The following is a 14,015-nucleotide window of genomic DNA, read 5'->3' on the forward strand; positions in this document are numbered from 1 at the left end:
ACGTGCGCCGCGAGCGGCGCACTCCGAAGTCAAATTCAGGTCGAGGTCGGGGCTCATTTCTTCGGCCCCAGGCGTTTTAGCAGGGTGTCGAGGGTCGCCTGGTTCATGCCTTTGGCCAGCGGGAAGTCCGACGGCATCAGCGTCCCGGCCTGCGGGTCGAGGCAATGCCCGACCAGTGCTTGCAGGTGTTCCAGCAGGCGAGCGGGCAAGCGGCTGTCGGCGGTCGGGGTGACGCTGTGCCATTCGACACGCAGCACACCGTCTTCCAGCCAGGCGACCACTTCACGGGCGTGGGTCACCCGGTTGGCCAACGCCACTTCCGGCGGTGGGGTCAAGGTGCTGGCGCGCAACCAGCCCGGTGGCGTTTGCTCATGCCCCAGGTAGTTGAACAACACATCGCCACGGCCCGACGGCAACTCGCCGCGCTGACGCAGCAGTCCGTGGCCGAGGCCCTGACCCGGCACGGCGCGCAAGGCTTCCTTGGCGTTGCGCACCCGATCGCCGGGGGCACCGCTTGCGTTCACCCGTAGCGGGAACAGGGTGGTGAACCAACCGACGGTGCGGCTGACATCCAGGCCTTCAAACTGCGCATCACGGCCATGACGCTCCAGATCGACCACGATGTCGGCGCGGCTTTCGGCTTCCGCCAAGGTGGCGGCGAGGGCGGCGATCAGCAGTTCTTCCGGCTGTGTGCGGTAGGCGGCGTGGGACTCGGTCAGCCATTGATGGGTGCGGGCCGCATCCCAACGGGCCGACAGCGTCTGACGCTCGGCGACCGTGGCCACCGGCGCGACGTTCATGGTCGTTTGGGCGTTCCAGTAGCGCTGTTCGGCGCTGACCGTAGCGGCATGGGCGTGCAGGTGCTCGGCCCATTGCCGGTAGGACGTGGTTTTCGCCGGCAGACGCGGGTTCTCGCCACGTTCCAGCCCTTGATACAGCTGCTGGAAATCTTCCAGTAACGGCGTCCATGACACTGCGTCGACGACCAGGTGATGCGCGACCAGATACAAACGTTGCGGCTCGCCTTCGAGCAATGCAGCGGCGAACAGCGGGCCATGTTGCAGGTCCAGGCTTTGCGCGACTTGCTGCAGTTGCTCAGGGTGTTCGCAGCAGCTCAATTGAGCGGGCGATACCTGTGCGATGTGCGCCTGCCATTGCCCGTCAACCTCGGTGAAGCGCAGGCGCAAGGCGTCGTGGTGGGCGACCATTCGGTCCAGCGTTGCTTGCACCAGGGCCGGCTGCAGACGCCGGTCGCTGTCGGCCAGCACCGATTGGTTCCAGTGCGCGGCCTGCGGCTGTTGCTGGTCGAAGAACCACTGATGCAACGGCATCAGCGGCATCGCACCGGTCACATCGCCTTGTTCGGCCAGCGTCAGCAACGGACTGGCCACTTGAGCCAATGCCGCCGGGGTCGGCGAGCGGAACAGGTCTTTTGGCGTGAGCGAATAACCCTGTTCACGCAGTCGCGAGATCAGTTTCAGACCGAGAATCGAATCACCACCCAAGGCAAAGAAACTGTCCGAAGTCCCGACTTCACGGCCACCGGTCAAGGCTTCGCCAAGCAGTTCACCGAACAACTGGCAGAGCAGGGCTTCCAGTTCGTTGCGCGGTGCGACGTGATCTGCCTGAGTCTGCGGCAGTGGCCGGTTGGCCAGGGCCTTGCGGTCGATCTTGCCGTTGGTGGTCAGGGGCAGGGCCGGCACTTCGGCCCACACCGCCGGCACCATGTACGCCGGCAACTGGTTTTTGAGTTGGGCGGCAAGCAGCGCGCCCAGCTCCGATTGCGCGGCGCTGCTGCTGTAGAACGCCACCAAGCGGTTGTCGATCACCAGGGTGCAGGCACCGGTGATACCAGGCTGGTTTAACAGCGCCGCGTCGATTTCCCCCAGTTCGATCCGTTGGCCACGCAGCTTCACCTGATGGTCGAGACGGCCGAGGTATTCGATGTTGCCATCGGCGAGGAAACGGCAGCGGTCGCCGGTGCGGTACAGGCGATCACCGTCGATGAACGGGCTGGCGAGGAAACGTTCCTCGGTCAGGTCCGCACGTTTCAGGTAACCGCGCGCCACGCCGACCCCGCCGATGTACAGCTCGCCAATGCTGCCGATGGGCAGTGGCTGCATGGCCTCGTCGAGGATGTACAGGCGCAGGTTGGCGATCGGCTTGCCGATTGGCACGATCAGGTCGTCCACCGAGCAACGCCATACCGAGACGTCAATCGCCGCTTCGGTCGGACCGTAGAGGTTGATCAGTGCCGCCGGGTGTTGGCTCATGAAGCGGCGCACCAGATCCACCGGCAGGGCTTCACCGCTGGCAAACACCTGACGCAGGCTGCGGCAGTTGGCCAGGCTTGGCTCTTCGACAAAGGCGCGCAGCATCGACGGCACGAAGTGCAGGGTGGTGACCTGCTCTTGCTGGATCAATTGGCTGAGGTACGCCGGGTCGCGATGGCCGTCCGGGCGAGCGACCACCAGCGTGGCGCCGGTGATCAGCGGCCAGAAGAATTCCCACACCGACACGTCGAAGCTGTACGGGGTTTTCTGCAACACGCGGTCGTTCGGGCCAATCGGGAAGGCGTCCTGCATCCAGTGCAGACGGTTCATCAAGGCGCCGTGTTCGTTCATCACGCCTTTCGGTTGGCCGGTGGAACCGGAGGTGTAGAGCACGTAGGCCAGATCGCTCGGGCTGACGCTGATCGGTTCAGCGCTTTCTGCTGTTGGCAACGCATCCAGCGTCCAGGCGGTGTGCCCGACCGGCAGGCGCGCCAGCCACTGCGCCTGGGTCAAGGTGACCTGAGCATCAGCGTCCGCGATTAAAAATGCCAGACGCGCCGCCGGCAATGCCGGATCCAGCGGCAACCACGCCGCGCCGGCATGCACGATGCCGAGCAAGGCCACAACCATCTCCACGGAGCGCTCCATGCACACCGGCACGATGGCGCCGTTGCCAATACCGGCAGCGCGCAAGGCTTTGGCCATAGTTTGCGCGCGCTGATCCAGCTCGGCATAACTCAGGCGCTGGCCTTCGAACACCAGCGCCGGGGCGTTGGGGCTGAGGGCCGCTTGCTGGGTCAGGGCCGTGTGCAGATTGGTCGGGCCGCTGTAATGACGTTCGGTCGCGTTCCAGCGATCCAGTTGCTGCTGATCCTGTTGTTGCGGGAACAACTCGACCAGCGTCCGGGCCGGCGTCGCCACCAGCGCGTCCAGCAGCGCACACCATTGCGTGCTCCAGCGCTGCATCGTCGACTCGTCAAAAAGCGCTGCCTGGTATTCCAGCGCGAGGATCATGTCGCTGCCATCGTCCTGGACTTCCCAGCTCTGTTCGAACTTGGCGTCGATCACCGGTAGCGTCTGCTCTTCGATGTTCAGGCCCGGCCATTGGTTGCTGTCCATGCGGCCGTGGTTGAGGGAGAGCATCACCTGGAACAGCGGTGTGCGGTTGAGGTCGCGACGCTGGGCCACGGCGCCGACCAATGTGGCGAACGGCAGGTCGGCATGGGCCTGGGCGGCGCGCAAATCGGCTTCAAGGCTGGCCAGCAATTGCTCGGCCGGGGCCTGTTGATCGACTTCACTGCGAATCACCAACGTATTCACCAGACACGCCAGCAGTGCCTGGGTTTGCGGCTGATCGCGCTGATCGGCCGGGGTGCCGAGGCGAATTTCACGCTGACCGCTATAGCGCGCCAGCAAGGCGCTCAAGGCAGTGGCCAGTACGACATAAGTGGTGGTGCCGCGTTGACGGGCGAACTGACGGATTGCTTCCGCTCGCTGAGCGCCGAGGCTGACTGTCAGCAGTTGGGCACGACGATCCGCTTCGGCACCGCGTGGATGGTCGAGGGGCAGATCGAGTTGGTAGTCGTCCTGGCCGAGATGGTTTTTCCAGTAATCCAGGCTGTCATTGCGCCGAGCCTGGGTGTCCGGGTGCTGCTGCCACAGGGCGAAATCAACATAGTCGACGTCCAGCGCGGTCCAGGCAGGCGACTGCCCGTTCAGGCCGGCGCTGTAGGCCTGGGCCAGTTCGTCGATCAGCAACTGCATCGCCCAACCGTCGGTGGCGCTGTGATGCAGACACACCAGCAACAGGCTTTCGTCGCTGCCTTGACGTTGCAACAGGTGTGCACGCCAAGGTGCGGTGGTGGCCAGTTCGAACGGTGCCATCAGCTCGTTCTGAGCATCGGCGCATGCTGCCGCCCAGTCTTGTGTGGTGACCGAAGTGACCGCGAGCGCCGGGCCCTGATTGTCGATCAGCAACTGCGGCTCGCCTTCAATTTCGACGATGCGGCTGCGCAGCACCAAATGGCGCTCGCTGACTTGTTCGAATGCCTCGCGCAAGGCCTGAACCTGAAGCTCGCCATGCAAGGTCAGGGCGAACGGCATGTGATATTCACGCGAATCCGGTACCAGACGGCTGAGCATCCAGAACCGCTGCTGCGCCAGGCCCAGCGGCAACTGTGCCGGACGCGGTTGGGCGGTGATCAGTTCGCCCGGCATCGCCGCGCGCAGATGACCGGCCAGCGCCGCCACCGTCGGCTGGGCGAACACCAGCGCCAGCGGCAGGCTGGCACCGAGGCGTTCACGAACCCGGGCGACCAGTCGGGTGGCCAGCAAGGAATGGCCGCCGAGGTGGAAGAAATGATCGTCGATCCCCACCAACGGGCATTCCAGCACTTCGCTGAACAACTCGCACAGCACGGTTTCAGTGGTGTTGCGCGGCGCTCTGCGTGGCTGGTCGCTTTTGGTTTGCGGCAATGGCAGGGCGGCCAGCGCCTTGCGATCGAGTTTGCCGTTGCTGTTGAGCGGCAAGCTGTCGAGTTGCACCCACAGGCTTGGCAGCATGTGCGACGGCAAGTTGTCGCTCAATGCCGCACGCAGCGAGGCTTCTTCGGCTACACCGCACCAGAAACTCACCAGACGCTGATCCAGCAACAGTGTGGCAGCGTCGCGAACACCGGACTGTGCCAGCAGTTCAGCATCGATCTCCCCCAGTTCGATCCGCTGACCGCGCAGTTTCACCTGATGGTCGAGACGGCCGAGGTATTCGATGTTGCCATCGGCGAGGAAGCGGCAGCGGTCGCCGGTGCGGTACAGGCGATCACCGTCGATGAACGGGCTGGCGAGGAAACGTTCCTCGGTCAGGTCCGCACGTTTCAGGTAACCGCGCGCCACGCCGACCCCGCCGATGTACAACTCGCCGATGCTGCCGATGGGCAGTGGCTGCATGGCCTCGTCGAGGATGTACAGGCGCAGGTTGGCGATCGGCTTGCCGATTGGCACGATCAGGTCGTCCGCCGAGCAACGCCATACCGAGACGTCAATCGCCGCTTCGGTCGGACCGTAGAGGTTGACCAGTGCCGCCGGGTGTTGGCTCATGAAGCGGCGCACCAGGTCCACCGGCAGGGCTTCACCGCTGGCAAACACCTGACGCAGGCTGCGGCAGTTGACCAGGCTTGGCTCTTCGACAAACGCACGCAGCATCGACGGTACGAAGTGCAGGGTGGTGACATGCTCTTGCTGGATCAATTGGCTGAGGTACGCCGGGTCACGATGGCCGTCCGGGCGAGCGACCACCAGCGTGGCACCCGTGATCAACGGCCAGAAGAATTCCCACACCGACACGTCGAAGCTGTACGGGGTTTTCTGCAAGACGCGGTCATTCGGGCCAATCGGGAAGGCGTCCTGCATCCAGTGCAGACGGTTCATCAAGGCGCCGTGTTCGTTCATCACGCCTTTCGGTTGGCCGGTGGAACCGGAGGTGTAAAGCACGTAGGCCAGATCGCTCGGGCTGACGCTGATCGGTTCAGCGCTTTCTGCTGTTGGCAACGCATCCAGCGTCCAGGCGGTGTGCCCGACCGGCAGGCGCGCCAGCCACTGCGCCTGGGTCAAGGTGACCTGGGCATCAGCGTCCGCGATTAAAAATGCCAGACGCGCCGCCGGCAATTCCGGATCCAGCGGCAACCACGCCGCGCCGGCATGCACGATGCCGAGCAAGGCCACAACCATCTCCACGGAGCGCTCCATGCACACCGGCACGATGGCGCCGCTGCCAATACCGGCCGCACGCAAGGCCCGGGCGACGGTTTGCGCGCGCTGATCCAGCTCGGCATAACTCAGGCGCTGGCCTTCGAACACCAGCGCCGGGGCGTTGGGGCTGAGGGCCGCTTGCTGGGTCAGGGCCGTGTGCAGATTGGTCGGGCCGCTGTAATGACGTTCGGTCGCGTTCCACTCAACCAATTGGCGTTGGCGCTCCGGCACCGTCAACGGTGACCAGTCGCCAAGGCGGGCCTGGGGAGCATCGAGCATGGTTTCGAGCAATTGTTGCCATTGCGCCAACCAACGGCGGGCCGTGGTTTCGCTGAACAGCGCGGCACGGTATTCGAGCAACACCGACAGCACCTCGCCGTCATGCACTTCCCAGTTCAGATCGAACTTGGTCGCCTGAGCGGTGACCGCTCGTTCGCGGACCTGCAAATGTGGCCAGTGACTGGCCGAAGTGTCGGCGTTCTGCATCACGAACAACACCTGGAACAACGGCGTCTGAGCGAGGCTGCGTTCCGGCGCCAAGTGCTCAACGACCTGATCGAACGGCACGTCCTGATGCTGCTGGGCGTCCAGTACGTTGTTGCGCACCTGGCTCAGCAACCCTTCGAAATCCAGCGCCGGATCGAGATCGGCGCGCATCACCAGTGTGTTAACGAAGCAACCGATCAGCGGCTGCAGTTCGGCCAGCGGACGCTGGGCGACCGGGCTGCCGATCCGCACGTCGCGTTGGTTGGCGTAACGTCCCAACAACAACTGCGCCGCACTGAGCATCAACATGTACAGGGTGGCGCCGCGTTGCTGGGCGAACTGCCGCAAGCGTCCCACCAGTTCTGACGGCAGTTGCAGTTGTACCGCGCCGGCAACCGGGTCGAGCTGGTTTGGCCGGCCTTGTTCGGTGGGCAGGTCCAACAGGTAGTTGCCGTCTTCCAGTTGCGTGCGCCAGTACTTGAGTTGACTGCGGAACAACGCCTGCTGCCCTGATTCACGCTGCCACAGCGCGTAATCCGGGTATTGCAACGCCAGGTTCGGCAGTGTGGCGACGGCGCCTTGGCATTGCGCGGCGTAGAACTGCGCCAATTCATCCAGCAGGTTCTGGCTGGAGGCATCGTCGGTGGCGCAGTGATGCACGGTCAGTAACAGCAACGCCTGGGCGCGGCCGTTGCGTTGCATCAGCGTGGCGCGGATCGGCACTTGGCTGGCCAGGTCGAAACGGTGCCCGGTTTCGGCGTGGATGGCCTCGTCCGTCAGCTGTTGCCAGCTGTCGTCGGTGGCCGCGTCCAGTGCCGCCACGCACAAGGTGAGGTTGACCTGCGGTTCGATGATCAGCCCCAACTCGCCATCGGTCTCGCGCACGATGCGGCTGCGCAGGATTTCGTGGCGTTGAACCACACTGTTCAAGGCGGATTGCAAGGCCTGGGTGTTCAGCTCGCCGTCGAACTGCACGGCGCTGACCACGTTGTATTCGCCACCGCCCGCACTCAATTGTTCGAGGAACCACAAGCGTTGTTGTTCGAACGACAACGGCAAACGGGCGGGACGTGCCACCGGAACGAAGGTCGCCGCTGGCGCTTGCAGCGGTTCACCCAACAGGGCGGCCAGTGCTTCGAGGGTTGGGTGTTCGAACACTGCCCGCAACGGTGGAACCGTGGCGAACTGTTGGCGCAGACGGGCAAACAGCACCGCCGCCAGCAGCGAATGACCGCCGAGATAGAAGAAGTGACTGTCGCGACCAATCTGGGTCAGCGGCACGTTCAGCAACTCGGACCATAGAGTGGCGAGTTGCTGTTCGGCGACGGTGCGTGGCGGGTCCTGGGCGTCGGGTTCAGCCTGAATGTCCGGCGCTGGCAGGGCCTTGCGGTTGAGTTTGCCGTTGTCGGTCAGCGGCAACTCATCGAGCAGCACAAACGCTGAAGGCACCATGTAGTCGGGCAGGGCGGCGCCGATGGTTTTGCGCCAGGCGTTGACGTCGGCCTGCTGATCGCAGGTGACGTAAGCCACCAGCCGCTTGTCGCCGGGCACGTCTTCACGGGCCAGCACTACCGCCTGACGCACACCCGGTTGGGCGCCGATCAAGGCCTCGATTTCACCCAGCTCGACACGGAAACCACGGATTTTCACCTGATGGTCCATGCGCCCCAGGTATTCGAGCTGGCCGTCGGGCAGCCAGCGCACCAGGTCGCCGGACTTGTACATCCGTGCACCCGCCAGCGGCGAGAACGGGTCCTCGATAAACACCTTCGCGGTCTGTTCGGCGCGATTGAGGTAGCCCAGGGTCACGCCGGCACCGCCGATGTGCAGTTCCCCCGGAACGCCGACCGGCATCGGATTGAGGAAGGCATCGAGCACGTACGTGCGCACGTTGGCGATTGGCCGCCCGATGATCGGACGCTGCGGGAAGTCATCGACGGCGCAACCGGTCGCATCCACCGTGCATTCGGTCGGACCGTAGGTGTTGAAGAAGCGGCTGCCGGCAATCGACGGCAGACGCTGCCAAAGCTGCGCATCCACCGCGTCGCCACCGAACAGCACGAAGCGCGGCAAATACACTTCACCACGACGCACGCCGTCACTTTCTAGCAGGGCCTTGAGCTGTGCCGGGGTGCATTCGAAGGCTTCCAGGCGGGTTTCACGGAAAAACTGCGCCAGGGCCTCAGGGTCGTAGCGCACGTCTTCCGGAGTCAGGTACAGGCTATGGCCGTCGAGCAGCAAGATGAGCTCGGCCACCGAACTGTCGAAGGCAAACGAGTAGTTGAAACTGGTGCGCATCGGCTGATCGGTATAGCGGCGATACAAACCATGGATGCGCGCCCAGGCCAGGTTGACCACCGAGCCGTTGGTAACCAGCGTGCCCTTGGGCTTACCGGTCGAGCCGGAGGTGTACATGATGTAGGCCAGGTCATCGGGGCCGGCCAGTGGCGTGAGGTTGCTGTCCGGTTGATCGGCGAACAGGGCGGCGTCGCTGTCCAGCCGCAGACGCGGCAGTTCGGCGCCCAACTGTTCCATCAAGCCTTGCTGGCCGAGGAACAACGCCGGTTGCGCGTCTTCGAGCATGTACGCCAGACGATCCACCGGATAGGTTGGGTCCAGCGGCACGTAGGCGCCACCCGCTTTGAGAATGCCGAGCAAACCGATCAACAACTCCAGCGACCGCTCGACACACAACGCCACCGGACGATTGGCGACCACACCGCGACTGCGCAGGTAATGCGCCACCTGGTTGGCCCGGCGGTTCAGTTCGGCGTAGCTCAGGCTGCGACCTTCGAAACACAGCGCGTCGCGCTCCGGGGTGCGTTCGGCTTGCTGTTCAAACAGCTGGGCGAAGGTCAGGTGCTGTGGCACCTCCATCTCGGTGCGGTTCCACTCGACCACCGTGCGCTGCCATTCCGTGGCCATCAGCAGTGGCAGGGCAGCCACCGGACGTTGCGGCTCGGCGAGCATTTGCTCGAGCAAGTGCTCCAGGCGGGCGAGGGTCTGGCGGGCGCTGTCGGCGGCGAACAGGTCCAGGGCGAACATCAACTCCAGTTGAATCGGCGCATTGGCCGGGCACAGCACGTGCAAATCCAGATCGCATTCGGAGTGCTTGAGCGGCGTATCGAGGGCTTCGAACTCCAGCCCCGGGAAGCGCAAGCGCGACTCCATGGCCAATTGCTGCGCGACCATCACTTGATACAGCGGCGCATGACTGAGGCTGCGGGGCAGTTGCAGGCTGTCCACCAGTTGCTCGAATGGCAGGTCTTGATGCTGCAAGCCTTCGCGCAAGCGCTTGGCCACCTGACCCACCAGCGCGGTGAAATCTGCTTGTGGTTCAAAGTCGGCACGGATCGCCAGGTTGTTCAGCAAAATGCCGAGCAGGCCTTCGGTGCCCGGTTGTTCACGGTGGGTGACCGGGGTACCGATCAGCACCGTGGCATCGCCACTCAAACGGTGCATCAACACCGCGAAACCGGCGAACAACACGGTGAACGGCGTGGTGCCCAGGCGACTGGCGAAGGCTTGCACCCGACCACTGAGGTCGGCGCTGAGTTCACGCTGTACGATCCCGGCACGGTAAGTTTGCATCGACGGCCGTGGATGGTCGGTCGGCAGTGCCAGCAATGGGCTGCCTTCGCTGTTGCGTCGATCCAGCGTGGTGGTCCAGTAATCGAGCTGGCGCTTGAGCTCGGCACCTTGTAGGTGTTCGCGCTGCCACAGCGCGAAGTCGGCGTATTGCACCGGCAATGCCGGCAGTTGAGCGGGGGTGCCGTTGCAACGGGCTTCGTAACCCAGGGCCAGCTCGCGCAGGGCGATGGTCGCCGACCACGCGTCAGAGACCAGGTGATGCAGGGCGATACCCAGCACGTGTTCACCCGGCGCCACGCGTAGCAGACGCGCCCGCAGCAGTGGCGGTGAAGTCAGGTCGAACGGTTGCTCAAAGGTTTCTTGCAGGGCATTGAACTGCGCACCTTCAAGAGCCGTCGCGCCCAGGCCCGACAAATCATCGAACGGCAATGCAATGTTCAGCGATTCGCTGATGTGCTGGCTGGGTACGCCATCGGTGCTGCGGATGCCGGTACGCAGGATTTCATGACGCACCAGCAAGTCATTCAGGCTGGCGTGCAGCGCTGCGACGTTGAGTTCACCTTTGAGGTGCAGGGCGAACGGGATGTTGAACAGCGTCGTGCCCGGCGTCAGTTGCTCGATGAACCATAGGCGCTGTTGCGAGAACGACAACGGCAGCAGCGCTGGACGGACCTGGGCCTTTGGCACGCTGATCGCGACGGCTTGTGGTGCGGCGGCGTCAGCCTGGCGCGCGGCGATGGCGACGGCCAGCAGCGCTACCGTCGGTTGTTCGAACAGCACCCGCAACGGCAGGTCGAGTTTGAAATGGCTGCGCAGGCGCGCGACGATCTGAGTGGCCAGCAGCGAGTGACCGCCGAGGGTGAAGAAGTTGTCTTCCACGCCAACGGTGTCGCGCCCCAGCACCTCGGCCCAGATTTTCGCCACGGCGGCTTCCAGCTCGTTACGCGGTGCGATGCTTTCCTGGGTGTCGGCCTGCCAGCTCAGTTCCTGGGCGGCCAGGGCCTTGCGATCGACCTTGCCGTTGTTGTTCAGCGGCAAGCGCTCCAGGCACACGAACGCGGCCGGCACCATGTATGGCGGCAGTTGTGCGCGCAGGTGTTCGGTTAGCCCGTCGTTGCCCAACGTATCGTCATGGGCCGACCAGTAGGCCACCAGCCAGGCTTCGCCAACGCTGTTTTCGCGCAGCAGCACGGCGGCTTCGCGCACGTTCGGGTGCTGGGCCAGACGGTGTTCGATTTCGGTCAGTTCGATCCGGTGTCCACGCAATTTCACCTGCTGGTCGCGGCGGCCGAGGTATTCGATCACGCCATCGGCACGCCAGCGCCCGAGGTCGCCGGTGCGGTACAGGCGACCTTCCAGCTGAGGATGGTCGATGAACGCATCAGCGGTGCGCTGGGGATCGTGCAGGTAGCCGCGGCCGACACCGACGCCCCCCACACAGATCTCCCCAGGCACACCCATTGGCACCGGCCGCAACGCTTCATCCAGCACGTACAAGCGGTTGTTGGCGGTCGGCTGGCCGATGGGCATATGGCTGACGTTAGCGTCCGGTGCTTCGAAGATCGGCTGGAAGGCCACGTCGTCGGCGCATTCGGCCGGGCCGTAGGCGTTCATCAGTGCGATATCCGGGAAACGTGCAAACCAGTCCCGGGCCACGGTCGGCGGCAGCGCTTCACCCGTGGGCAGCACCCAGCGCAGGTCGGGCAGTTGCAGATCGCAGGGGCACAGCGCAAGCAGTGTGCGCATCAGGCTCGGGACGATTTCCAGCACATTGAGGCGTTCGCTGGCGATCACTTGCAGCAGGCGTTGTGGGTCATGCGCCACGTCGTCCGGCAGGATGTGTACCGTGGCGCCCAGTACTGGCGCGGCGAGGAACTGCCACACGCAAATGTCGAACGCCACCGAAGCGGTCTGTGGAATCCGGTCTTCGGCGCTCAACCCCAGCGCCGGCACTTTGCCGAAGATGTTATTGAGCATGCCCCGTTGTTCGATCATCACGCCTTTGGGCGTACCGGTCGAACCCGAGGTGAACAGCACGTAGGCCAGGCTGTCCGGGCTGCCCGCCAATGGCAGCGACGTATCGTTGCCATCGATCCAGCAGGCTTCAGCGAACAGGGCCTTTGGCGCCTGATCGAGGCCGCTGAGCAATTGATCGAGCAGCGCGCTGCACCCTTCACTGGCCAGCAGCAATGGCGCGCGGGACAGGCTGAGGATTTCCCGCAGGCGTTCCGGCGGATGATTGATTTCAAGCGGCAGCATCGCGGCGCCGGCCTTGAATACGGCAATCATCATGGTCAACAGCGCCAGACCACGGGGGGCGACCAGCGCGACCAGTTGATCTTCACCGGCACCGGATTCGCGCAAGGCGTGGGCCAGGCGAGTGGATCGCTGATCCAGTTCGGCATAGGTCAGGGACTCACCGTCGCAGATCGCGGCAATCTGCCCGCCGCGTTGGGCGACTTGGACGGCGAACAGTTCGGCGTAGCTATGATCCAGTGGGAAGTCGTGGGGATTGACCGCCCACTCACCCAGCAGTTGCTGGCGCTCATCGGCAGCCAGCAGTTCGAAACTGCCCAGCAACGCCTCCGGTGCGGCAAGCATGCTGCGTACCAGACTGGCGATATGGCCGAGCAAGCGCTGCACGGTCGGAGCCTCGAAACGCTCGCGGTCGTAAGACACTCGAATGCCTAGCTGCTCGCCGGGCAGGATCACCACGGTCAAGCCGTAGTGGGTGTGCACGCTGTGGTCCATGCCTTCGAGGCTGAACTGGAAACCGCCTTCCAGAATCTGCTCGTCGATCGGGGCGTTTTCGAACACCAGAATGCTGTCGAACAGGGTTTCGCCCCGGGGGAAATCGCTCCAGCCTTGAATGTCGGTCAGGGGGGTGTGCTCAAAGTCGCGCATGTCGACGTTCAGCCCTTGCAGCGCGCTCAGCCAACTGCCCAACGATGCTTCCGGGTCCACCGATACCCGCAGCGGCAAGGTATTGATGAACAGGCCGATCATTTCTGCAACGCCGGTCAGCTCTGCCGGACGACCGGCGACGGTGACGCCGAACAGCACGTCCCGTTGACCGCTGTAACGTGACAACAACAGCGACCAGACACCTTGGAAGAAGGTGTTCGGCGTGATCCTGCGGCTACGGCAGAATGCCGCCAGCGCCTGGGTTTCTGGTTCGGTCAGGTGAATCAGTTGATCGTCCACCAGCACCGCGTCGGTGTAGCGGTCGCGGGCCACGCCGTTGTCCACGGTCAATGGCGTCGGTGCATTCAGCCCTTGCAACTGACCGCGCCAGAACTGCTCGGCCTTGCCAGCGTCCTGGCGTTGCAGCCACTGGATGTAATCGCGGAACGGGCGCGGGCTCTTGAGCTCCGGTGTGCGGTCGTTGCACAGCGCCTCGTAGACTTTGAGGAAGTCCACGGTCACCAGGGAAATGCACCAGGCGTCCATCAGGATGTGGTGGAAACTGCGAATGAATTCGTAGGACTCATCGGCCAATCGCACCAGACGGAAGCGAATCAGTGGAGGCTTCGACAGGTTGAAACCGACTTTTTGCTCGTCTTCCAGCAACGTGCGGATCCGCGCTTCCTGTTCATGCGGTGCGAGCCCACGCAAATCGAGGGTGTCCAGGGGAACCTTGACGTCGCGATGGATCACCTGCACGGGTTGCTTCTGGGTTTTCCACTGGAAACTGGCACGCAGGGAAGGGTGCAGCGCCACCACCTGGCGCCAGGATTCAAGGAACGCCACTTCATCAATGGCACCGCCGATGCGGTAGCGATCCTGCATCAGGTACACGCCGGAATCTTCGTGCAGCAGGGAGTGGAACAGCATCCCTTGCTGCAACGGCGACAGCGGGTAGATGTCTTCAATCGGATTGGCGGTGGTTTTTTCGGTGGTCATTGAAAGCGTCCTGCA

The 14,015-nt window shown here is 63.8% G+C and carries 1 protein-coding gene; it reads right to left on the bottom strand.

Going from position 1 to position 14,015, the window contains the following annotated elements; all coding sequences use genetic code 11:
- Positions 1-53: 53 nt before the first annotated feature.
- Positions 54-14,000, bottom strand: a complete 13,947-nt coding sequence (locus ACYZUA_RS13045; protein WP_461963399.1) for a non-ribosomal peptide synthase/polyketide synthase — start codon at positions 13,998-14,000, stop codon at positions 54-56.
- Between the last annotated feature and the right edge of the window lie 15 nt (positions 14,001-14,015).

The organism is Pseudomonas sp. LS2P72 (assembly GCF_054897865.1).

Excerpts from the sequence above, each read along its gene's own strand:
- ACYZUA_RS13045 (WP_461963399.1), bottom strand. The coding sequence starts at position 14,000 with ATGACCACCGAAAAAACCACCGCCAATCCGATTGAAGACATCTACCCG.